The sequence below is a fragment of the Aeromonas sp. 84A genome (assembly GCF_051919345.1).
GTDB classification, from domain to species: Bacteria; Pseudomonadota; Gammaproteobacteria; order Enterobacterales; family Aeromonadaceae; genus Aeromonas; species Aeromonas veronii.
On record NZ_JBQBEW010000001.1, the window covers coordinates 3,967,589 to 3,991,017 of the forward strand.

Consider the following 23,429-nt stretch of genomic DNA (forward strand, 5'->3'; position numbering starts at 1 on the left):
CAAACAAAGGAGTAAGGCTACCCGGCGCAAACCATGCGCCGGGGCAACAGAACGGATTCAGAGCCCGTAACGCAATTTGAGCGTATCGGGGTGCGGATTGAGATAAACCTGCTCGGCGAGGTAGGGATTGGGGTACTCGCGCAGGTAGTGACGGATCAGGGTGAGCGGCACCAGCAAGGGGAATATGCCGGTGCGGTACTTGTCGATGGTATCGGCCAGCTCCTGCTTCTGGGCCGGGGTCAGCACCCGCTTGAAGTAGCCCTGCAGGTGCATCAGCACATTGGTGTGACTGCGGCGGTTGGCTCGCAGTGTCAGCGCCGTCATCAATCCCTTGATGTAGTTGTCGGCCACCTCCTGCAAGTTGGTGGACTTGCCCAGATTGCCGAGCAGCTTGCCAAGCGCCCGGTAGTGGGTGGTGGCGTGGGAGAGCACCAGATACTTGTAACGGGAGTGGAAGCGGATCAGCGCAGAGGCGGTAATGCCGCGGGCGCAGAGCTGCTGCCAGTCGTGGTAGGCGAAGACCCGCAGCACGAAGTTCTCCCGCAGGATGGGGTCGCACAGGCGACCATCCTCTTCCACCGGCAGCAGGGGGTTGGCCTCCATCAACGCCTTGGCAAACAAGCCAATCCCCTCCTTGGCACTCCCCTCGTTGTTGGCGCCATAGACCTTGACCCGCTCCATGCCACAGCTGGGTGATTTGGCACAGAGGATATAGCCGGAGATAAAGTCGAGCTGGCGCGCTTTCTGCTCGCTAAAGGCAATCAGCTTTTCGGTGACATCGAAGCTACCGTTGCTCGCCTCGGCGCGGATCTCGCCGTTGCGCTTGACCAGCCGGATGGCGGCGCGAGGCGCCCCTAAACCAATGGCCATCTCGGGACAGACGGGGTGGTAGTCAAAGTGAGCGCCAAGATCTCGTTCACAGAAGCTGGAGCGCTTGTGGCCCCCATCGAAACGTACCTCTTGTCCCAGCAGGCAGGCACTGATACCGACTTTAATCTTGTACATGATGACGCTCCTTGTATAAGCATTGATTCAGTTATAGCAGTTATACAAAAAAATGAAAGTTGTATAACTATTTGCGACTGATACGACACAAGGAGAAAAAAGGGATCACCGGAAAAAGAAAAAACCCATGGCAAACGCCATGGGTAAAAAACAAGACACTACGGACTACGGGAAGGGGGATTAGAAGCTGTACTTCACACCCAGGCTGGAGATGGAACCTTTTTGCAGATCCCAATTGCGATAGGTGTAATCGGCAGTCAGCGCCCAGTTCTGGTTGAGCTTGTAGGCACCGCCCACCTTGAAGTCGTGCATATCGTCGGTCATGTTGGCGTAGCGGTAGGCAGTGGAGAGCTCGACATTGCCGATGTCGTAGCGCAGACCGACTTCACCGTACATGCTGCCGCTATCTTTGCGAGCAACAGCATCCCACCCTTTGTTAGCGATATCGCTGGCAAGTTCACGCTCCAGCATGTAGCCGGTCACACCGGTTTCACCGTAGAGGTTCAGACCTGTGCTGAGCGGGGTAAAGACACCGACACCAATGCTGGAGATCGACATGCTGTCGTTGCCGTTGCTGCGAGAGGTGTATTCAGTGCTGCCGCGACCATAGAAATTGGAGCCGAAGCTCTTGGAGAGATCCAGGCTCAGACCGCCAAAATCACGGGTGCCTTTACTGTCATTGCTGAAGGTACCGTTGAGATAGTCGGACTTGGTGTGAGCCCAGGTAGCCTCGCCCTTGGCGTAGCTGAAAGCATCCTGTGCCAGTGCAGAGGTAGAAGCAAAACCGGCCAGAACCAGAAGGGAAACAGCGCTCTTTTTCATCTCATTAACTCCATTGATAAGCTCGTCGAGCTGGTATGGAGTCATTGTGCGGGGACTGCGTGGCGTTGCCGAGCGGCAAGCTGTTGCCAAATCATGTCAGATGTAAGCAGATATTGCGGATGATGACAGGAGTTACAAATGGCTGGCGTGAGCCTCACGCCAGCCGGTAAACATCAGCGGAAGACCACCTCGTCGATCTCGACTCGCACCAGCGGCTGACCGGTCAATCCGGCCGGACGGGCAACCTCGAGGGCCAGTGATGGACGCTCCTGCCCCTTGCGCAGATAGGTCTCCGGCAGACGGTTCTCTGCGACCCAGAAACGGGCCTCCTGACGGGAGAGCTGTACCCCCTCTGGACTGAAGAGCGTGACCCAGCCACGGACACCGACCACATTGCGGGTACCGGTATTGCCCACCATAAAGGTCAGCATCAGGGGATCTCTCCCTCAACCTTGTCGAGCTTGACCACGATCCCGTCACGCGCCGCCTGTGACAGCAATTCGGGGTGTGCCTTGGCCTGATCGGTCAGCACGGGTGCCGCTACCGCAACCACAGTACCCGCTTTCGCCCCTTCGGCCAGCGCCTTGACGGGCTCGGCCGGCTTGACCACCAGATATTCCCAGGTGAAGTCATCGTTCAGTTGCACCTGACGACCATCAGGCAGGGTCACCTGGGTAACAGGAGCAGCCTGCGCCAACACAGGCGAGAGACAGAGAGCAACCAGCAGACGGGAGAAAGATTTCATGGCATGAACACTCGGTAACGGGTGAAAGGGCGACAGTATAAACAGTCCCGTCGCCCCTTGCCTATGACAGCACTCACGTTCTGGCACCCGCATCGCTTGCCCGCAGGCTAGATGGCGAGATCGTGCCGCTCTTTCTGTGCCATATCCAGGGTCACCAGATCGAACTTGCTCCCCTTGAGGGCGGACAGAATATCCGATTGCATATCAAAGGCCTGCGCACGCTGATGCTCGGGCAGACGCACCCGGGCCAGGGTGGTGGAGCAGTCGCACAGGGTATGGAAAAAGACCTGTGCCTCGTCCAGTCCCATGTCGGCCAGCATCTGCTCGGCCTGATCCACCATTCGCAGATAACGCTGCTCAAGCTGCCGTGGATTGGTGAAGCGATTGCTGAGGCAACCGTTGCTCCCCTTGCCCCAACGACCGAGCTGACGCTTGTTGAAGCCGTAACGATAATCGCGGCGCATCAATCCGTTGTCGGCAAAAAACCAGATTGAGTTGGCAGGCAGAGACCCGAACTGGGCAAGATAATCATCACGCTCCTCCACCGCTGCCGGAACCAGCAACGGCAGATGAGTCCACTCAGGACGAGTCTGCACATACTCACCAATGCGGCGAACCGGGTCGATCAGCCCTTCAATATTTGGCAGTCGATCGCAAAAGACGATCTCGTCACTCTTGATGACCCAGTGATCGATGCCATAACGCTGGCAATAACGACGGGCTCGGGCCACTTCGCTGCGACTGCGGGTCGGATTATCGAGGGTAATTGCATGGATTTTCACACCGGCAGCGCGGCACAGCTCGATGCTGTAGCAGGATTCCAACCGTCCCGAAAAAGAGACAACCAGCTCGTCAAAACTTGCCAGTCGCTCAATCAGCAGCTGTTCCCTGGCTTGAAAAGAGTGATCATATCCCTGATTCAGTACAACTACATTGGCACCCATTAAACAGCTCCGGATGATGAACAGGTGCAGTATTGTGCGGCAAACAAACTGAATAGACCCTTAAAGAGTCTGGTTAAAATTAAAACTTGATGATTATTTCCTGTGATTCTGCTGCTAAATCTTCATTTTGGGCGTCATAAATTCGTAATCTTGCTTGGTGAACCCGATGGGCTCGCAAGAAACCCTGCGCCTGATCCAGCGAGGTGAAAGTCAGACGCCCTCCCTCGCTGTCGGTCAGGCAGAGGCACTCCCCTTCCGCCTCAACACAGAGCTGATAACCGCTGCCATCCTTGCAGGCGATGATCAGGGTCGCCTCGGGATAGTGACTGAGCCAATTGCGAAACCGGCCATGCTCCATAGTGCTCCTACAGGGGCATCACCCCTTGCCGGTGGCGGGCAAACAGCCCAGCTCACCCAGTTGCTGACGACAACTCGCCGCGTCGGTAAAGACGATCCCCCTGATACCGAGGGCCTCGGCGGCCGCGATGTTGGCGGGACTGTCATCGATGAAGAGACACTCTGCCGGTTTCAGATCGAACGACACCAGCAGATAGCGGTAGATATCCGGCTCCGGCTTCATCATCCGTACCCGCGCCGACACCACCTTACCGCTGAAGAAGCGCCAGAAATCCTGATGCTGCTCCAGCCAGTCGATGCTGGCATGACCCATGTTGGAGAGGGCATAAAGAGTGTGCCCCGCCCCGTGCAGCTCGGCTATCAGGGTTAGCATAGCGGGATCTGGCTGCAGGGAGGCGGGAACTGCCTGTAAAATGGCCAGATTCTGTGCCGCCGAAAGGCCGGTGCGCGCTTGCGCTTCCCGGGCCATGGTGTGGAGCGACATGGTGCCTCTGTCTACCTCCAGCCAATCCGGGTGGTTAAAGAGCTGCTCGGCCAACTGTTCGGCCCCTTGCGGACCACGCACGGAACGCACTATGCCTACCGGATCCCAGCTCACCACCACCCGTCCCAGATCGAAAATAATCGCCATCGTCTTTACCTCCCCCACTGGGTTTCAGTCATAAAAACAGAGTCAATAGAACATCATTCATACGCCATTTTCTTAACCGGATACCCTGCCCCCATCCCCGCCCGCGGGCAAGTTTTACTTGCATCAAACCGGCAAATCCCTTAATGGTTATGACGTTACTTCAAGGACACACCTATGCACGCACCATTCTTCTTTGCTTTCTCGTTTATCCGGCCCGCTTGAGGGAAGGCCTGTCGTCGTGTGAACAGAAAGCAAAGACGAATCGAGCCTCCCCTAGCGGAGGCTTTTTTTTGCATTAATATCAATCGATTACTTGGATAGGGAACAATCATGGCAACGCTCGACGAGATCAGACAAGACATCACCCGGTTGGATCAGGAGCTGCTTGCCCTGCTGGCGAAACGCAAGACCCTCAGCATCGAGGTCGCCCGTGCCAAGCAAGCCAACCCGCGCCCCATTCGTGACCACCAGCGGGAGCAGGAGCTGCTGGTCGCCCTGATCCAGAAAGGGCGCGTGCTTGGGTTGGATGCCCAGTACATCACTCGCATCTATCACACCATCATCGAAGACTCTGTGCTCTCCCAGCAGGCCTATCTGCAGAGCCTGCTCAACCCGGAGCAGCAGGAGCCGATGACCAGCGTCGCCTATCTGGGACCGCGCGGTTCCTACTCCAGCCTGGCCGCCCGCAAATATCTGGCGCGCTACAAGGATCAGGTGATCGAGGTGAACTGCCAGAACTTCCGCGAAGTGCTGGATGCGGTGGAGTCAGGCCGCGCCGCCTTCGGCGTGCTGCCCATCGAGAACACCAGCTCGGGCTCCATCAACGAAGTCTATGACGTGATGCAGCATACCAGCCTCTCCATCGTCGGCGAGCTCACCTACCCCATTGAGCACTGCATCCTCACCGCCGTGCCGACCGAGCTGAGTCGCATCAAAACCTTCTATGCCCACCCGCAGGTGTTCCAGCAGTGCTCCCACTATCTGAGCAAGCTGGAAGGTGCCCGTCACGAGATCTGCGACTCCTCCTCCAGTGCCATGATGAAGGTGAAAGAACTGGCCAGCCCGGAGGCCGCCGCCATCGGCAGCGCCGCCGGTGGTGAACTGTATGGTCTGGACGTGCTGGCCGAGCAGCTCGCCAACCAGAAAGAGAACTACAGCCGCTTTATCGTGGTGGCGCGCAAGCCCATCGACGTGGCGCCGCAGATCCCGGCCAAGACCACCCTCATCATGTCCACCTCCCAGAAGCCGGGTTCGCTGGTCGAGGCGCTGCTGGTACTGCGCAGCCACGAGATCAACATGACCAAGCTCGAATCCCGTCCGGTGCAGGGCAACCCGTGGGAAGAGATGTTCTATCTGGATGTCTCCGCCAACCTGCAGACCCCGGCGATGCAGGCCGCACTGGTGGAACTGACCAAGATCACCCGCTATATCAAGGTGCTGGGCTGCTACCCGAGCGAGGATGTGAAACCTACCGCAGTGCCGCCGGTGCTGATGGGGAGCTAACCAGCCCACAACGACAAAAGGCGAGCACCCTGCTCGCCTTTTGTTTTGATGCCGGTTTTCACGGCAAGCCCATCAACTCAGAACTGACCGGCCATCAACTGATTGATGTTGTAGAGGGCACGGGTATCGAGCTCCATCTCGGTGGCATAGGTATTGCCGCGCGGATAAGAGGCAACCACCCGGGCACCACGCACCACACCGGCGACCGACACATCCAGCGAGTTGGAGGTCTGGGTCAGGTCACGATAGCTGCTCTGGCCGCGCACCTGCTGACCATTGAGCTGCTCGGCCAGCTCGCGATATGCATCCATCTTGGAAGCGCGAATGGCTTGCAGCATCTTCTCCGACTGGGAGGGACCGGGCTGGATGTCGATCACCGCATAGCCCACCGCCTTGAGCACCGGAAAATCATCGGGTTTGCCACCCTGGGTGTAATCCACCACCCGGTTGCCGCTGCAACCGGTGAGCAAGAGTGCCAACAGGCAACCAAACAGGATCTTCATGACTCGCTCCTCACGGGGTCAGGTTGACCAGATGACCGCCCGGCCGGGCCTGACTGTCACGCATCAGATAACCGCGATTGATCGATGCCCGACCAAACGAGTTGTTAGCACCGAACAGATATTTTTGCGGGATCAGGCTCTGGGCCGTGGTCTCAACCATCTTGGTGCGCATGTCGATAACGCGGGCATTGACCAGGATCCCCTTGCTGTTGCGGCTGAAGGTGCCGACCAGAATGCGGGAGATCGGCAAACGGGAAGAGAGCTCCTTATAGTTGCGGCTCAGCACGAAGTCCCCCTGCGGCGTCACCTTGATGCTACCGGTCAGCTTGAAGTCCACCACCACCTCGCCGCGACGATTGAGCTCGTAGATAAAGCTCTCCTCAATCTGCTGCCCCATCCAGTTGGTATCCTGCAGGGTATCGAGATCGACGAAAGAGGCCACTGCGATGGGTTCGGTCAGGGTGGTCAGCGATTTGCGCTCCATCAGCTGATCGGTCATACGCGCCACCAGCCAGTTGAGCTCCATCCCCTGCGCCGCCTGGCGAGGGTCACCCTGATCCCGATTGATAGGGTCGGAGCCGCACCCGGTCAATGCCAGGGCGAGCGCCAACGCCGTGATGAGTTTGTTCATGGATACCTTTCCTGTATCTGCACCTGACTTATTATCGGACGCGCCGGACAAAGCTTGAGCCGGTAATGAGGCATGATTCTTGCTTTTTAATGGACATCGTCAGCGCCAACGTGCGCTGCCACTTGGAACGTGTTGTGATCCATGTCGGCCAGCAGGCGCCATTTCCTCAAAATGGCTCGGCTGCCCGCCAACTCAAGGTATCTGCTATGAAATTACCGCTGCTGTTGACCCTGCTGCTGGCCAGCCTGAGCGCCCGCGCCGAGCTTATCGAAGCACAGGGCAGCGCCGCCATTCTGGGGGGCGATGAAGTCTATGCCCGCGAGCAGGCAACCCGCGACGCCCTGCGTCAGGCCCTGCTGGCCAGCGGTGCGGCTGTCTCCAGCGTCCAGCGTCTGGAAAATGGCAGCCTGCGCTCCGAGCAGATCCAGATCCGCTCCGGCGGCGATATTCGCCAGTACCGGCTCAAGCGGGAAGAGGTGCGCAACGGCCGCATGTACATCACCCTGGTGGCCGACATTCAGGCCGAGCGCCAGATCTGCCAGACCCAGCACTTCGCCAAGGATTTGACACTGGTGAGGCTGCGGATGCGCTATCCGGATCAGGCCAGCTACGGCGCCATGGACGACATGCCGGAAAACCTCTCGCGCCGACTGTTCGAAATCCTCGCCAATGCGCCGCAAGGGGTCGCGGTGCGCCAGTGGCTGGATGAAAACCTGCGCATCGACCCGCTCCATCTGCAACAGGGGGATCGCAGCGCCCTCGAAGAGATAAAGGCACTCAGCCTGCGCACCGACAGCCAGTATCTGGTGCTCGGCAGCATCGACGATCTCTCCATTGAGTCCCAGGGCAACCAGCTGACCAGCTGGTATGAGGATCCTGTGCGCAACTTTCGCATGCAGCTCTACCTGTTCGACGGCATCAACGGCAGTCTGATCAACCGCAAAGTTTACGAAGGGCGTGCCACCTGGACCTTTGGCAAGCGGGAACAGGTGGGCAGCAGCAGCGGCCAGTTCTGGCAGTCAAGTTATGGCCAGGAGGTCAACTACCAATTGCAACAAGCCGCTCAGGATCTGGTGGCCCAGCTCACCTGCGCCCCGGTCACAGCAAGAGTGGTCGGCCAGAACGAGCGAGGACCCTACATCAATCTGGGGCGGCGCAACGGCGTCAAGCTTGGCGATCAGTTCCGCATCCAGCACAACGCCGACTTCATCGACCCCTACGGCAAGTCGCGCATGATGCGCAACCCGGCCGACGGCCTGTTCGAGGTAGTGCAGGTATTCGACGATGGCGCCATCATTAGCAGCCAGAACAAATATTCGCCGTTTAACATCCAGAATGGGGATTTGGCAGTATTGGAATAAGAATCAAGGGTTTAAAAGGGAGTTGCTTCTTGTATAATGCCCGCCACACAGCTCCCGTAGCTCAGCAGGATAGAGCGGTCCCCTCCTAAGGGACAGGCCACTGGTTCGACTCCAGTCGGGAGCGCCATATAAAACAAGGGGTTGGCATCATCACGATGCCAACCCCTTGGTCGTTTTTGGCCCCGTACCCCTCTCCGTACCCCTCCAATGCAGTTCATTGCACAACACCATCATGCTGTAACGCCCCTTGAAATAATGAGAGTAAGGTGGCAAATGAACTCCATTCAATAATCTCTCAAACCTACATCACCTCCATGAGTTAGCAGGCTGAATGCCTGCATTTCACTATTCCTGGAGGAGATATGGCTCACCTGATCGATACGATGGCCTACACCGGCCAAACCCCTTGGCATGGCCTTGGCAATGTTTTGCCCCCACAACAATCCCTCGATATCTGGCTACAGGCAGCCGGGATGGATTGGACCATCGAGCAGAGCAACGTGATGTTTAACGTCGCCTCCGATGCACTGCATATCCGTCCCTACAGCGATAGCAAGGTGCTGTATCGCTCCGATACCCTCACCCCTCTGTCGGTGGTCTCAAGCCGCTACAACGTGGTACAGCCTCACGAGGTGCTGCACTTCTATCAAGACCTAGTGGAAGCCGGTGGCTTTGAGCTGGAGAAAGCAGGTGAACTGAACTGCATAGCAGCTTGAGGAAAGGCTTCTCCTTTTCATATTTATTCAACAACGCCTATCTTATCGTGAACATTTACCTTTGCATATGCCAAGCAACCTCAATCTAATTGAATTTTCAGCTACTAAACCATAGTGAATAAAAATATACCCTACAAATTTCGGTTATAAAAAACTAATCTTTAAGTAGCATGTTATATACTGCGCCAATTAGATTAGCATCATTTCGATGATGGCATGCAACAACCTCAAACTCCATGTTCCCACCACGACTCAATAATATTTTCAATTGATTATTAATGCCCTCAATAACTTTAGGTTGGCAGCTAATTCCACCACCGACCAAGATGAGATCCGGATCTATTGCGTGCTTGATGTTATAAATGCCCAATGCATTGATAAAGCAAAATTCATCAAGTAAAGAAATCATCAATGGATTCCCATTTGCTACCAAGGCAAAAAAAGCCTCGCCATCAATAGTATCAACTCCCAGCGCCCATGCCGCTTTGCGCAATAAGATTCGTGTTGAGCCAAGATCACTCCAGTTGGTCCGACTAAATGGATCCATAATCCAGTAGCCAAACTCACCACCATGCTGAGTCGCGCCACTCACTAAATGATCATTGACCACCACGCCACCACCCACGCCGGTGCCAATCACAACACAGGCATATGATTTAACGTCCTTCGCTGCACCAATCCAACCTTCCGATAGCACGGCACAGTTAGCATCATTGGCCATTCCAACGGGCAAACCAAAGACCTCTGAGAACTTAGCCTTAATATTAAATCCATGGATATATCTCAGTGCTGTAATACCGCCAATAAAACCAGAAACTTCATTAACTGCTCCAGGAATACTTAGCGCGATAGCAACCGGTGAATATTTGTGTTGATAGGTCGACAAGACCATCTTCATTGCATCTAGTAACCCATGGAAATTATCAGGGGTCGGGAATGAACTCTTTTCATAAATAACTCCAACATCATCTATTACACCATATTTAACGGCGGTGCCGCCGATATCAAAAGAGATATAATTAGACATGATCGTCCCCTATAAAAATAACAACTGGTTGCCGTTCTCGCAGCAACCAGCTAATGCTAAGTGAGATTGGCAGTCTTATTCCAGTTCAGAAATAGTCTCTGCAAATTGTGGCAAATGTTTTTTGTGTGCCAATAGCAACTCGGTTGCCACCTTTCTTGCATCATCATCAGAATGTACCAGCGGATTGATATTCATGGCAACCAGCAAATCATTGAGGCTACCACTCACTGCTGCATTGGCTGCAGCAATTTCAAATGCTTTGATGCCATGGATTAAACCTAGTACTTTTTCGTCAAACTGACTAAAACGTGGATCAGGTTTAGCACCATCACGACCGACCCGGCAGGTCATCTCGACTGTCCAGTCAGCTGGGATGTTTTTGATCTGACCATGATGGGGGACAATCACATAGTGTTCGCTGTGACTGTCATTATAAATGGCGCTGATCACTTCACAGGCTGCATCTGAATAATATGCGCCACCACGCATTTCAAGTTCTTTTGGCTTATAATTTAGATTAGGGTCTTGATACAGCTTGAACAAGTCTTTTTCTACCCGTTGCACTACCTGTGCCCTGGTTTCACCTTTGTAATACTCGCCCATCTCAATACTTAGCATTTCTTTTTCTTTAAAGTAATAACGATGATAGGGACAAGGTAATAACCGTAATCCGCGCAAAAAATCAGCCTCAAAGGGAATGCTAAATATGTTTTTTACTGAAGCGGATTCCTTTTGTGCGCCATCGATTACATATTCAAATAGCTCATTAAAACGGGATTCACCATTAACAAAAGCATCTTTTATAAAAACGAAGTGATTCAACCCGAACAGCTCAAGAGATAATTCATCAGCATCTGTTAACTGTAGCGATTTTTGCACAAACATTTTCATGCCAATGGGGACATTGCATACCCCAATGAATTTTTGGAAATTGGTATGACGGGCGACAGCTTCAGTGACCATCCCAGCCGGATTAGTGAAGTTAATAATCCATGCGTCTGGGCAAATTTCTTCAACATCCTTGATTATATCAAAAATGATCGGAATGGTTCGTAGCCCCTTAAATAAACCACCCGCGCCGTTTGTTTCCTGACCAAGCAAACCATGGCTTAATGGAATGCGCTCATCTTTTTCTCGAGCTTTGAGCAGACCGACTCGTAACTGAGTGGTGACAAAATCTGCACCAGTCAAGGCCTCACGGCGATTGAGAGTCTTATGAAGGGTAATCGGCAAGCCTGACTTGGCAATCATTCGTTGGCACAGATCAAATATTATATTCTGTTTTTTTTCACCGTCAGGAATATCGACCAACCAGAGCTCACCAATAGGGAGTTCTGCATACCTTTTAATGAATCCCTCAACCAGCTCAGGAGTATAGCTACTGCCACCACCAATGGTGACTACTTTGAGTTTTTTATTCATAAAAATACCGTTAATCCTTCACGCTGCTCTTGCAGCATATTTTAAATAAAGATGCCGCTTACATTTTTCCATCTAATTGAGAACAAATATGCTTTTGATAAGTTCATCATGAAGTTTTTGATGGAACCTAAACATTATTTATTGTAACGGCAGTATGGCATCAAAGGTATGTCACTATTTACGCCACCTCGACTACTATATGTGGGTACAAAGGGTAAGCACACCTGTAATGCGAAAAGCATGACGGCCTTATGGCCGTCATGAAACACGAGCATCACTTTACCACCATGCTTCAAACATGGCGCCAAAGGTCATTGTGTCATCATCAGATGTTGTCAATACACCTTTGTCATCACGACCGGTATATTCATTATCTGCATTCCCGACGGTGGCGTAGAAGCGTAACATCGGGCGAGACCAGGTTTCCCCACCGATAGCGATATTTTGTGATAGAGTAGTTTTCCAAGAGGTGTTAGTCGCATTGATATCATCATAATCAACGATGCTATAACCACCCTCTAACCAGGTAGAATGTACATCGTTCCATTGGTAAGTCGGGCGCAGGATAAAGCTGTAGTTTTTGCGGCTCTCGTCACTCTTGTCTAAATCAAGTTTTTGATAAGAGGTCAAATATTGAATTTTTGCCCGCTCAGTCAAGGGGATGGCACCATCTAGGCTGAACAGCAAGGCATCTTGATTGTCAGCCAAATCGAACACACTGTTTAGCGCATTGTGTGAATAACGAATAACAAACTTTTGGCCCGCCCATACCGCTTCACTTGCTAACTGATAAGCAGAGTTTGCTAGATCTTTTTTGTCATCTTCAGTCAATTTTTCGGATGTAGTGCCGTAGTTTGCATAAAGGCTAAGATCCACGTCACCCAGCTTGATACCATGTAGTTTACTGGTCAGCGCGTAACGACCGTTGTCTTCTACCATGTCATCATTAACTTGTCCGACACCGGCAAAATCAAATTTGATCCCACCTAAGGTCAAATTTTTGAAACCGGCACCTTGGCTATCATGAGTCATCCAGAAATAGTCATTCAGATCGGTCTGAGGTCTCTGATGAAAATCTCGGCCAGCCCACAGATACAGGTCTGGTTGCGACTCAAAAACATTAGCCACACCGGCGTACATTTTCTTGACGTTGACACCACCGTCGTCGGCCCAGGAACCTTCAGACCAATGATCCAGCATCAAGACTAAATCCCAGATGGCACCACTGTCGTTTTTAAAGGCTTTGGCAAGCTGAAACTCACCACCATTACCTTCATTGCCCAAGCGACCCGTAGCATTACCACTCAAGCTACCAAAGCTGCTCACCCGCTCTTTATCAGAGTTTTGATAATGTGCGCCATAACGGGCATAACCAGAAAATACAAGTCCATCCGGCACTTTTGTCTCACTGGTCAATGTTGCTGGCTGCTGGTCATCTTTATATTTAGTTTCTGTGTTGACCTTGGTTTCCAACTCCTGAAGGCGAAGTTTCAGCGCTTCAATATCATCGTTGCTATTCGCAAAAACAGACGCGGAGCTCATTACCGCAGCCACAGCTGCGGCGGTATATAGTAAGCTAAATTTTTTCATTATAACTCCATGTTAATTTACTTAGTATTTCTGTGAATGAAAAAACAACAGGTATAGTATTGCCATTCAATCCATGAAATGAGCTGAATAGAACTGTATGAAAATATCAATATCTGTACTGGTTGGGATGTTTTTTAATTCAATATTTGTTTCTGCTTATAGCAGGGTGTTTTTCAACATCAACACCCTGCCATCATATCGTCACAGTTGCAGTGACAAAGCATCATCTTCTTCAAACGTCTCTTTTGACACATCTTCATTTTTGCAGGCGATATTGTCCTGCGCTTTCATAAATGGGTAGTACACAAAGATAGTCATCAAGAATACTGATACTTGCAACAACGCGGCCTTCCAACCACCCACAATGAAGCCACTGATGATCATCGGAGTGGTCCAAGGAACGGTAATCGCAGTGAACGGCTCGACCAGGCCTGCAGAGATGGAAAAATAAACCATCAGTACAGAAATAATCGGTGCGCACAAGAACGGGATCAACATCAGTGGGTTAAATACGATGGGGAAAGCAAAGATCACCGGCTCGTTAATATTGAACAACCCTGGCATGATCGCTATTTTACCCAAATCTTTATATTGCGTGGACTTTGCAAACATCAACATACATACAACCAAACCAAGGGTCAGGCCTGCACCACCAAACGTTACATATTGATCGATGAACTGGTTAGTAACAATCTTGGCGTTTTCCCCGGCAATCAACTGCTCTCCTTTGATGAGCAATTCTTGGTTTTGCAGCGCGTTCGCCGTCACGATCGGCCCCATGATCCCCATTACAATGGCGGAGCCATGCACACCACACCACCACAATAAAGAAATCAGCAGGGCAACAACGATGACCCCCCCCAGAGAGTCAGACAAACCTTGCAATGGTATCTGCAGCAGATCGTACAACACCACGACCACTGTCTTGTCGAACGCGAACTTAAAGAAAATCCAGGTGAAGCAGGCTGTCAGGATGATCAAGGCCCCCGGGATCAGGGCGGTAAACGCATTAGCAACCCCCTGCGGCACGCCATCCGGCATCTTGATGGTCAGGTTCTTCTTCATGCACCAGCTATAAATCCAACCTACAGTGATGCCGACAAAGATGGCCACGATCATTCCCTTACCGCCCATATAGGCTTTAGGAATCACCCCACCCAAGGTGGCACCATCCGCAGCCAGAATGAAGTTATCGTTGAGGATCAGCATGGTTACGATTGCAAAAATGCCTGCACTAACCCCCTGATAGCCTTCATTTTGAACCCAGCTATAAGCGATACCGAACACACCGATGAGTGCCAGAATATCAAAGGTGGCACCTACTACTTGCCACAATGGCCCCTGCCAATTGTCACCAAAGATACTGGCCATCAATTCGCCATACCCAGGGACAGGAATAAATGCCAGCAGCAGGAAGACCGAACCAATAATGGTCAACGGCATGGTGTAAAGAAAGCCATCCTTGATTGCCTTGACCGGCTTGGAGTTAACAAACCCCATGACATAGGGCATCACGGCTTGTATTTTTTGGTTAAAATTACTCATTAGAGATCTTCCCCACGATTTTTAATCACCGAACTAAACCAGTGGAAAGACATTTTTTTCTTTCGCTGATAGTTATTTTTGTGATCGACATAAATAAAGCCATACTGTTTTTTATATCCATTGAGCCAGCTCAACAGGTCAATAACAGACCAAGCAAAGTATCCTTTGACGTTCACACCATCACTGATTGCTTGTTTCAGCGCAGTTAAATGCTCGCTGATATATTTGATGCGTGGGACATCACAAATTTCATCTTCCACAATCGGATCTTCATCACCAAGACCATTCTCAGTAATGTAAATCTTGACTTGACCATAACGATCTTTGAGCATGTTCAAACCAGCTACAAAGCCCTCTGGCGAAATCTCCCAATTCCATTTGGTATAACGTTTATCATCCATCTTCACGGTGCGGAAGAAACCATCGAAACTTGGATTTCCCGGTGCACCAGTTGAGTTTTCACGGGTAGCTTCACGCTGCTCTAGAGAACCTTTGATCAATTCAACCCGACTCGGCTGATAATAATTGAGCCCCATAAAGTCATTCAAACTAGCAGCCAACTTGATAGTTTCTAACTCTTCTGCTGTCTGCTCTGGATGGAAGCCGCTGACTTTCAGTGCGTCCATGACATAAGCTGGATACTCACCCTTCAAAATCGGGTCGAAGTAGAGATGGGTCGCATACGCATTAGCATGATATGCCGCTTTTTGGCTATCTTCACTATCATCAACGCCAAAAGCTGGACTAAATACGTTACTGATACCAATTTCACCATATAGATTCATGGATTTATATAGCAGTACCACCTTGGCATGAGCATAAAAAACATTGTGAACAGCCTGGAAGTACTTCTTCGGATCATTCTTAATTCCTGGTGGGTGAGCGCCAGCCATATAACCTAGAGAACAAAATACAATCGTCTCATTGATGGTGATGAAATGTTTTACACGATCACCAAAGGCTTCGAAGCACACTCTTGCATAGTTAACAAATGCATCGACGGTACGCTGGCTCAACCATCCCCCCTCTTTTTCTAGGGGCAGTGGCAGATCCCAGTGATAAAGTGTGATAAATGGCACAATGCCATATTTCAGACACTCGTCGATTAAGTTGTTGTAAAATTCAATCCCTTTTGGATTAATCTCGCCATCACCATTTGGGAAAATACGAGCCCATGAAATGGAGAAGCGATAGGACTCCAGACCCATCTCAGCCATCAAGGCAACATCTTCTTTATAGCGATGATAGTGGTCAACCGCGATATCACCATTGGTGCCTTCGAAGGTTTTCCCCGGGATCTTGGTAAATTCATCCCAGTTAGTCATGCCTTTGCCATCTTCATTCCAGGCACCTTCTACTTGGTAAGATGCGCTGGCTGCGCCCATAAGAAAGTCATGTGCAAACTTCATTGATAATGCTCCGCTTAATTGGAAGTTTTCTTGTGAAGATCGATCAACTCTTTGATCAACTCACGGGCCAACATCGATGTCATCAGGTGATCTTGGGCATGGACCATGATGAGTGTCATTGGGGTCTTACCCTCTCCCATATCAGCTTCAATCAACTGTGTCTGCACCAAATGGGCGGCATTCGCTGCGTGACGAGCCTCTTCCATTTTCGCATCGGCCTGAGCAAAATCCCCTTGCTTTGCAAATGCCAAGGCTTTGTAAGAACAGCTACGAGCTTCACCAGAATTGATAATGATGCCCATTACCTGCTCTTCAAGATCCATTTGCTGAACCTCTGAACCGTCTTCTTTTATATTGTCTAGGTTTAGATCGTCGAAATTCATAGGTGCCTCTGATTATTTAAATATAAATAAAATTTGTTAAATAATTGCCAGGTTAGTTTATAGAAATTATCCTTGTCACCTTAATAAAAACGGTGGCGCGCACCAATGAACGCCACCTAATTATATTTGGCAGGTTCATTGATAAAATAATTTGGTATGGCTTTGTTGAAGCCTAAGTACTATAGGTTAGGCTGGCTTGGCTGCTTTTTTAATTTCAGCTATAGCAACTTTCAATACGCTTAGACCATCTACACGGCCATACATACCAGTGTCAATCACCGCTACTGGCTTATGAGGGAAACGCGCTGAGATATCTTGACACATATAACCGACCTGAGGGCCCAGTAGAATAACGTCAGCTTCGATACCTTTTTCATTGGATTGAGATTCAGGAAAAGCTTCAATATCAACCGGCACAGAATGTTTGGCGGCTTGCTCACGCATTTTATTGACTAGTAAAGATGTAGACATGCCTGCGGCACAAAACAGATAGATTTTTTTATTCATTACATAGTCCTCAACATACTTAAGTTAGAATGTGGTGTTTAATCACCTTGATGATGACTATAAAGAAAAATGGAACCGGTTACAGAAACCGGTTCCATTTTTGTGCTGCAACTCACAAGAAATAACAGTTCACTGCATTCGTAGAGCGTCTCAGAAGCTAGGCAAAAGTTCGCCTGAGGGCCTAGTATTATTGGCTTTAGCGCCGAAAGACTCCGGTCTACTGCGGCCATAGATAAGCGAGGGATCGAGCGGACTCTTGTGAGGCCTTTTTTTAGACATTGGAGGCACACGCAAGGACCCAATAGGGTCTTTGTGTGGTATAATTCGAATCACGATGAAGTGATGCAAGTCATCCCGGATGACCTGATCTTTAATTCCCCCCGAAACACTTTAGACTCGAAAGGTACTTCTTGCCCATCCATCAACTTGAGTGCTATCGCCATGGCATGATGAACCATCTCAGTGAGCGGGAACCGATAAGTGGTCAACGGTGGCGATAGATAGGCCGAGATCTCTTCATCGTCGATACTGGCGATGGACATGTCGTTAGGTAGCAATAGCCCTGCCTCGCGAAATGCCTGCATCGCCCCGAATGCAATCGAGTCACTCGCGGCAAAGAGGGCACTACATCCACCCCCTTTTGTGAGATATTGCTTTGCCGCACGATAACCCTCCGCGATGTTAAAGCTGCTGCATTGGTACCAGTGTTCTTGATACTCAATACCCCATTCCAATAACATCTTCCGATATGTGTCCATACGAGCAATGCCTGTTGGCGTGATCGCTGGTGGACCAAAATAGGCAATCCTAGTGTGGCCTAGGGAGAGCAGGTGACTCACTGCTTGTTTGGTGGCGTGTTCATTATCAAAGTAAATCGAATAACCACAATGGGCAGGTAGTGAGCGTCCGATAAAGATGATTGGCAGCCCAATTTCTTGCTGAATGGACAACATATCAATTTCAGTCATATGCCGGGTATACACAATCAACACGCTGCAGCGACGATCTACCAGTGAATAAATAGCCTGCTTTTCTCGTTCTGGTTCATTATGGCCATCGGTCACAATCAACTGCTTATTGGTTTGGTCTGCAACCAAGGCTGCATTCTTTAATAAATGCCCAAAGTGAGCACCGTCAAAATCCGATACAACCAAACCAATACTATTGCCACTCTTATTTGCTAACGCCTGTGCTACCAAATTAGGACGAAAGTTGAGTTGTTGCATGGCAGCATGAATCACTTTTCGGGTTGACTCTTTAACCGGACCTGTTTCATTAATGGCGCGTGATACGGTTGCCTTGGAAAATCCAGTAATTCTGCAGATGTCATTAATAGTTGCCATCAGAGTGTACGTTCCTGTCAATTCGATTAGTATGAATTATCAATGGAGTCAGCATATCAATTTTTTGGCATATATAATATTTTGTTTAGCGTCCAGCCCAACACTGGATGATTTTTGAACGGAAACGCACTATGACCCGCAGCTCAACATGCCGAGCAGCTAGTGCCTTGCGATTTGGTGTGGGGGGCATGATTAACCAGAATAGCACAATACGAGTCCCGCCTTACTGTCATTGGCATTGCTCTGCCATGCTTATAATAGCAAGAGGCCCAAGCCCACTTTGAAGCCAGTATCCTATATGCTTATTTTATGGCGTAACTTTGTGAACCCATGTAGAGCCAACAACCTGAGATTAGCTCCGTCAAAATCCGTGCCCCTGTGGTAGCGGCAAGCAGTACAAACAGTGTTGTTTACACTGACCAACAAAATAGATAGCAAGAGACAATGGAGCTACCGTTTATCAGCAATACCTCCCACCGCCCACTTTTACGTAGTCCGACAGCGCGAAGTCGTCCCGCGTTGCTTAACCTAGCAACAGCACGTTCCACCGTGTTGTGTATTTCCCAACTTGCTCCGCGACTTGTTTATAAGCATCAGAGTTGGGTCTTCTGCCAACACAACCAACAAGATCTGCTCTGGCGTTTTCACCCGCATTTCTACCGGATTTTTAACCCGCGTTTTTCCTGCGATGCGGGTTGAGTGATGATCGCCTGGGTTAAGGCAACAGCAGATGGTGTTTGAGGTGTAACTCAAAGCGGCCTGATTTCTGAGCGGGTGTTGCACTTCAGAGTTGAATTCGTCGTAGAGTTCCTGTCGCAATTTGATCTCCGCCTATAGTACATAATGGTTCAACTCCAGCCTGTATCACCATATAAAACAATGTGTTGGCATCTTCACTGAGCCAACACATTGGTCGTTTTTGGCCTGGGGTACCACAGCACACATCCAATAGCTAGAAACCAGGGATACAAATAAGTCTTATTCGAATTGATTTCAGATATATATTATCTCCATGAACCTACCTAAGGGACTGCTCTGTGCAGTCCCTTTTTCATTGGAGATTTCTCATGGCTCACCTGATCGATACGATGGCCTACACCGGCCAAACCCCTTGGCATGGCCTTGGCAATGTCTTGCCCCCGCAACAATCTCTCGATATCTGGCTGCAGGCAGCCGGGATGGATTGGACCATCGAGCAGAGCGACGTGATGTTTAACGTCGCCTCCGATGCACTGCATATCCGTCCCTACAGCGATAGCAAGGTGCTGTATCGCTCCGATACCCTCACCCCTCTGTCGGTGGTCTCAAGCCGCTACAACGTGGTACAGCCTCACGAGGTGCTGCACTTCTATCAAGACCTAGTGGAAGCCGGTGGCTTTGAGCTAGAAACCGCAGGCTCGCTCAAAGGTGGCCGCAAACTGTGGGCACTGGCTAAGACCGGCCAGGATCTAAAACTCAAAGGTAATGACTTGGTAAAATCCTATCTGCTGCTGGCAACCAGCTGCGACGGCACGCTCTGCACCACGGCGCAGTTCACCTCGCTGCGGGTGGTCTGCAATAACACCCTGCAGATGGCACTGCGTGGCGCTACCGGCGCCATCAAGGTACCCCACTCCACTCAGTTCGATGCGGCGACCGTCAAAGAGTCGCTCGGACTGGGGCTCTCCCATTGGGATGAGTTCAAAGTCCAGACTAAGGAATTGGCACAACGGCCCGTCGCCCCCGAAGAGGCGCTGCGCTTTTTCAGCGACTTGCTGGCGCAACCGCTCGATGAGGAGAACATCATCCTCACCAAGCCGGTACAACGGCTGCATGAGCTGTATATGGGCGCAGGCATGGGCTCAGAGCTTGCCAGTTCCCGCAATACCGCCTGGGGGCTGGTCAATGCGGTAACGGAATACGTGGATCACCACCGCCGTGCCCGCAGCCAAGATCACCGGCTTGATTCCGCTTGGTTCGGTCAGGGTGCCCAACTCAAATCCCAAGCCTTGAATCAGGCACTCACTCTACTGCAGTAATTCCGCTTCTCCATTCAAACCGCATAACGACCTCACCCGGACTGGCACAAGCCAATCCGGGCGTCGCCATTTATGCCGTCAACAAGGACTCGTCATGAAAGCAAAAGCCAAATATGGCCAAGCCCTGCGGCTGGCCTCTACTACCCAGTTAACCCGCGAGCAATGGCTCGCTATCCGCAAGCTTGGCATTGGCTCCTCCGATGCCGCCGTGGCAGTGGGGCTATCCCCCTACAAATGCCCGCTCAGCCTGTGGTTGGAGAAGACTGGCCGCAAGGAACCGGAGGATATCTCCCATAAGGAAGCGGTGCTGTGGGGCATTGAGCTAGAGCCGGTCTTGGCGCAGGTCTACGCCAAACGCACCGGCTACAAGGTGCGCCGGGTTAATGCGGTACTGCAACACCCCGAGCACCCCTTCATGCTCGCCAACCTCGATCGGGAGGTAGTCGGCCATCCCGATGGGCCGGGCATTCTGGAGATCAAGACCGCCAGCTATCACAGCGCCCCCCAGTGGGAGGAAGGGGTGCCGGTGGCTTACCAGTGTCAGGTACTGCATCAACTGGCCGTCACCGGCCATGCCTGGGCCGAAGTGGCAGTGCTGATCGGCGGCCAGGATTTTCGGATTTATCGCATCGAGCGCGATGAGGAGAAGATCCAGGATCTCACCGAGCGGGAAGCGCAGTTCTGGCAGATGGTGCAACAAGAGCAGCAACCTGAACCTGACGGCTCCAGCGATGCCGCCAATGCCCTGAGTTGGCTCTTTCCCCGCGATGATGGTCAGACGCTGGATCTCTCGGATTCTCCCGAGTTCAACCAGCTGTTTGGGGAGCTACTGCGCTTACGTCAGCAAAAGGAAGCCGTCGAGCAACAAGAGTCACAACTCAAACAGCGGCTGCAAGCCACCTTGGGTGAAGCGACAGCCGGGTTGTTTGCCGATGGCAAGATCACCTGGAAGCGCAGTAAAGACCGGCTAGCACCGGATCTGGATAAGCTCGGTCAGGATCATCCCGACCTGCTCACCCGTTACGTCAAACCGGTACCCGGCGTGCGCCGTTTCACCATTCAACCCTTGAGGCAAACACCATGATCAAAGGACTGGCGATAACCCCGCCCGTGATCGGGCGGATCTGCATCGGCAAGCTGGTGCAAAAACAGGATAAGTGGGTACCGGAGAAGGACGACAGTTTCACCCTCACCACCCAGATACAACAAAAAGGGGGATGGTTGCTCCATCCCCTGCACCAACACTACTCATCGCAAAAGAGTGGCCAAGGACAGGAGCAGACCAAGATCCGCGCCATTCCGGTGCGAGTGCTGTTCAACGACAGCGACCTGAACCTACGGGCGGAATACAGCGCCTTTGACCGGCAAACCGGCAGGCCGCTGTGTGTTGGGAATGGGGAGGTAGCAAGACGTGTGGGGGCACAAGGCATGGAGGAGGTCAGCTGCTCTGGACCAGAGCGCTGCGCCTTTGCCGGGCAACAAGGCTGCAAGCTGTACGGGCGACTGAACCTGTTTGTGGAGGGGCAAGGGGATGAGCTGGGCAGTTTTATCTTCCGTACCACCGGCTACAACTCGGTACGCACCCTGGCGGCGCGACTGAAGTACCTGGAGGCAGTGAGCGGGGGCCATACCCGCTATCTGCCGCTCACCCTGCGGTTGCGAGCCAAGAGCACCACCCAGTCGTACCGCACACCGGTCTACTACGTGGATTTAACCTTGCGGGAAGAAACCAACCTGACTGAGGCGGTCAGGCAAGCACTGGAGGCCGCCCGGCGTGATCAAGAGGCGGGGCTCGCCATCGACCAGATGGAGCAGGCCGCTCGCGACCTGCTGCGCAATGGCCAATTTGAGGATATCGATGAAGAGGTGCCGATGCTGCTGGAGGAGTTCTATCCCGAAGCCAAGAGCGACGAGACGGAAAATGGTCTCAATGGCGCTGTGGCGACAACAGCACTTAACGCCCCGCTAGGCCAAGCGACCAGAGCACCGCAGAAACCGCAACCACGAAGGAGCCCACTCACCAACAAATTGGGGAAAAGGACCCCATCCCCTTCCCCCGGTTAACTGCTGATGTCCCTCTGGAATGGGCAAGCGGTTCTACTGAATCATGAGGCCCTCCCTATAGGGCCCAGTTCACGACTTCCAGTCCGATTGCATTAGCAAATCGATATCCACGGCAATCACAGAACGGCTCATTACTGGATCCAACTGCTGGCGCTGGGTCAATAGCTCAGGCCCTAGTGACATGCACGAATACGCACTAAAAAGGCACTGTTTTCAAGTCAATAGGGTTGGTTTCAGGCTTTTGACTTGTGCCGTCATTGTACCCTGCCCTATTGACCAGGAGGAGACCATGGCACTGGTGGGTTATGCACGCGTGAGTACCGTCGGGCAGAGCCTGGACACCCAGCTTCAGGCACTGGCTGAGTGCAGCACGATTTTTCAGGAGAAAGTCAGTGGGGCAAGGGACGACCGCCCCCAATTGGCTCAGTTACTCAACTTTGTGCGTGAGGGGGATGTGGTGTTGGTCACCAAGCTGGATCGCTTGGCCCGCAACACCCGTCACCTGTTGGAGATCTCGGAATACCTGCAAAGCAAGCAGGTAGCACTGAGAATTTTGAATCTGGGGATCAATACCTCGACCCCTACCGGCAAGCTGATGCTCACCATGATTGGTGCTATAGCCACCTTCGAGCGGGAGCTGATGCTGGAGCGGCAGGCGGAGGGCATTGAGTTGGCCAAACAACGTGGCGTGTACAAAGGCCGCAAACCTACCGCGATGGCAAGAGGAGAAGAAGTGCTGGCTCTTGCCGACCGGGGACTTGCCAAAACAGAGATAGCAAGACAAACGGGGATCAGCCTCTCCAGTGTGCAACGCATTCTCAAAACCGCCGCGACGAGTTAAAGCACAAGCCCCCAGCCGCAGTATTTGAGCTGGGGGCTCTATCACTCACCAAGGAGCAATGA

21 protein-coding genes, 1 tRNA gene, 3 pseudogenes and 1 other annotated feature are annotated in these 23,429 nt (G+C 51.7%); of the genes and pseudogenes, 9 read left to right on the forward strand and 16 right to left on the reverse strand.

Translation table 11 applies throughout. The features are described from left to right. Positions 1-57 precede the first annotated feature (57 nt). The 6 genes and pseudogenes from ACTG20_RS17885 to ACTG20_RS17910 all read right to left on the reverse strand — a co-directional run bounded on the left by ACTG20_RS17885 (position 58) and on the right by ACTG20_RS17910 (position 4,504). A complete protein-coding gene (locus tag ACTG20_RS17885) occupies positions 58-1,005 on the reverse strand; it encodes a YbgA family protein (protein WP_005343644.1) in 948 nt (315 codons plus the stop codon). A 180-nt stretch (positions 1,006-1,185) separates the two neighbouring features. Then, a complete protein-coding gene (locus tag ACTG20_RS17890; protein ID WP_439987856.1) occupies positions 1,186-1,827 on the reverse strand; it encodes an outer membrane beta-barrel protein in 642 nt (213 codons plus the stop codon). Positions 1,828-2,000: 173 nt separating this feature from the next. Further along, positions 2,001-2,572, reverse strand: a pseudogene (locus ACTG20_RS17895) (DUF3157 family protein). Between the two features lie 107 nt (positions 2,573-2,679). Further along, on the reverse strand, positions 2,680-3,516 hold the full coding sequence (locus ACTG20_RS17900; protein WP_042080710.1) for a hypothetical protein: 837 nt from the start codon (positions 3,514-3,516) through the stop codon (positions 2,680-2,682). Positions 3,517-3,595: 79 nt separating this feature from the next. Next, positions 3,596-3,874 (reverse strand): DUF6482 family protein, encoded by a 279-nt coding sequence (locus ACTG20_RS17905; protein WP_005338699.1) that lies wholly within the window; start codon positions 3,872-3,874, stop codon positions 3,596-3,598. Between the two features lie 18 nt (positions 3,875-3,892). Continuing rightward, positions 3,893-4,504 carry an HAD family hydrolase gene (locus tag ACTG20_RS17910; RefSeq protein WP_100646629.1) on the reverse strand — a complete coding sequence of 204 codons (612 nt, stop codon included), beginning with the start codon at positions 4,502-4,504 and terminating at the stop codon, positions 3,893-3,895. Positions 4,505-4,674: 170 nt separating this feature from the next. Then, positions 4,675-4,796 (forward strand) — a sequence feature (Phe leader region). Between the two features lie 38 nt (positions 4,797-4,834). Here ACTG20_RS17910 and pheA point away from each other — a divergent pair. Continuing rightward, positions 4,835-6,007, forward strand: coding sequence for a prephenate dehydratase (gene pheA, locus ACTG20_RS17915; RefSeq protein WP_005343631.1), 1,173 nt, complete (start codon positions 4,835-4,837; stop codon positions 6,005-6,007). A gap of 77 nt (positions 6,008-6,084) precedes the next feature. Here the strand turns inward: pheA and ACTG20_RS17920 are convergent, their stop codons facing one another. Beyond that, positions 6,085-6,510 (reverse strand): LPP20 family lipoprotein, encoded by a 426-nt coding sequence (locus ACTG20_RS17920; protein ID WP_005338717.1) that lies wholly within the window; start codon positions 6,508-6,510, stop codon positions 6,085-6,087. A gap of 10 nt (positions 6,511-6,520) precedes the next feature. Then, entirely contained in the window at positions 6,521-7,141 is a 621-nt protein-coding gene (locus ACTG20_RS17925) for a FlgO family outer membrane protein (RefSeq protein WP_005338718.1), read from the reverse strand. A gap of 206 nt (positions 7,142-7,347) precedes the next feature. Between ACTG20_RS17925 and ACTG20_RS17930 the strand changes: the two genes are divergently transcribed. The 3 genes and pseudogenes from ACTG20_RS17930 to ACTG20_RS17940 form a co-directional block, all read left to right on the forward strand. Further along, positions 7,348-8,502, forward strand: a complete 1,155-nt coding sequence (locus tag ACTG20_RS17930) for a flagella assembly protein FlgT (protein WP_194496568.1) — start codon at positions 7,348-7,350, stop codon at positions 8,500-8,502. A 50-nt stretch (positions 8,503-8,552) separates the two neighbouring features. Then, positions 8,553-8,629 (forward strand) — tRNA-Arg (locus ACTG20_RS17935). A gap of 235 nt (positions 8,630-8,864) precedes the next feature. After that, positions 8,865-9,200: pseudogene (locus ACTG20_RS17940) on the forward strand (DUF932 domain-containing protein); the annotation flags it as partial. Between the two features lie 172 nt (positions 9,201-9,372). Here the strand turns inward: ACTG20_RS17940 and ACTG20_RS17945 are convergent. From ACTG20_RS17945 to ACTG20_RS17980, 8 genes are all read right to left on the reverse strand, one after another. Further along, complete coding sequence (locus ACTG20_RS17945) at positions 9,373-10,245, reverse strand: ROK family protein (RefSeq protein ID WP_224968533.1); 873 nt, start codon at positions 10,243-10,245, stop codon at positions 9,373-9,375. Between the two features lie 75 nt (positions 10,246-10,320). Further along, complete coding sequence (locus tag ACTG20_RS17950) at positions 10,321-11,667, reverse strand: 6-phospho-beta-glucosidase (RefSeq protein WP_224968535.1); 1,347 nt, start codon at positions 11,665-11,667, stop codon at positions 10,321-10,323. Between the two features lie 279 nt (positions 11,668-11,946). After that, positions 11,947-13,257, reverse strand: coding sequence for a carbohydrate porin (locus tag ACTG20_RS17955; protein WP_224968537.1), 1,311 nt, complete (start codon positions 13,255-13,257; stop codon positions 11,947-11,949). Between the two features lie 201 nt (positions 13,258-13,458). Then, positions 13,459-14,802, reverse strand: a complete 1,344-nt coding sequence (locus ACTG20_RS17960) for a PTS sugar transporter subunit IIC (protein WP_069529428.1) — start codon at positions 14,800-14,802, stop codon at positions 13,459-13,461. Next, entirely contained in the window at positions 14,802-16,211 is a 1,410-nt protein-coding gene (locus ACTG20_RS17965) for a glycoside hydrolase family 1 protein (RefSeq protein WP_224968539.1), read from the reverse strand. The genes ACTG20_RS17960 and ACTG20_RS17965 overlap by 1 nt, the downstream gene beginning before the upstream one ends. A 14-nt stretch (positions 16,212-16,225) precedes the next feature. After that, the gene (gene chbA / locus ACTG20_RS17970; protein ID WP_224968541.1) at positions 16,226-16,594 is read right to left on the reverse strand and encodes a PTS N,N'-diacetylchitobiose transporter subunit IIA; all 369 of its coding nucleotides are present in this window, start codon (positions 16,592-16,594) and stop codon (positions 16,226-16,228) included. Positions 16,595-16,780: 186 nt separating this feature from the next. Further along, positions 16,781-17,101, reverse strand: a complete 321-nt coding sequence (locus ACTG20_RS17975; RefSeq protein ID WP_069529424.1) for a PTS sugar transporter subunit IIB — start codon at positions 17,099-17,101, stop codon at positions 16,781-16,783. A 329-nt stretch (positions 17,102-17,430) separates the two neighbouring features. Beyond that, complete coding sequence (locus ACTG20_RS17980) at positions 17,431-18,444, reverse strand: LacI family DNA-binding transcriptional regulator (RefSeq protein WP_224968543.1); 1,014 nt, start codon at positions 18,442-18,444, stop codon at positions 17,431-17,433. A 359-nt stretch (positions 18,445-18,803) separates the two neighbouring features. Between ACTG20_RS17980 and ACTG20_RS17985 the strand changes: the two are divergent. The 5 genes and pseudogenes from ACTG20_RS17985 to ACTG20_RS18005 all read left to right on the forward strand — a co-directional run. Then, positions 18,804-18,863, forward strand: a pseudogene (locus ACTG20_RS17985) (SEC-C metal-binding domain-containing protein); the annotation flags it as partial. Positions 18,864-19,511: 648 nt separating this feature from the next. Beyond that, a complete protein-coding gene (locus tag ACTG20_RS17990; RefSeq protein ID WP_224968545.1) occupies positions 19,512-20,462 on the forward strand; it encodes a DUF932 domain-containing protein in 951 nt (316 codons plus the stop codon). A gap of 94 nt (positions 20,463-20,556) precedes the next feature. Continuing rightward, positions 20,557-21,546, forward strand: coding sequence for a YqaJ viral recombinase family nuclease (locus ACTG20_RS17995; RefSeq protein ID WP_224968547.1), 990 nt, complete (start codon positions 20,557-20,559; stop codon positions 21,544-21,546). Beyond that, positions 21,543-22,526 carry a recombination directionality factor gene (locus tag ACTG20_RS18000; protein WP_224968549.1) on the forward strand — a complete coding sequence of 328 codons (984 nt, stop codon included), beginning with the start codon at positions 21,543-21,545 and terminating at the stop codon, positions 22,524-22,526. The genes ACTG20_RS17995 and ACTG20_RS18000 overlap by 4 nt, the downstream gene beginning before the upstream one ends. A gap of 289 nt (positions 22,527-22,815) precedes the next feature. Further along, on the forward strand, positions 22,816-23,367 hold the full coding sequence (locus tag ACTG20_RS18005; RefSeq protein WP_047435435.1) for a recombinase family protein: 552 nt from the start codon (positions 22,816-22,818) through the stop codon (positions 23,365-23,367). Positions 23,368-23,429: the final 62 nt, after the last annotated feature.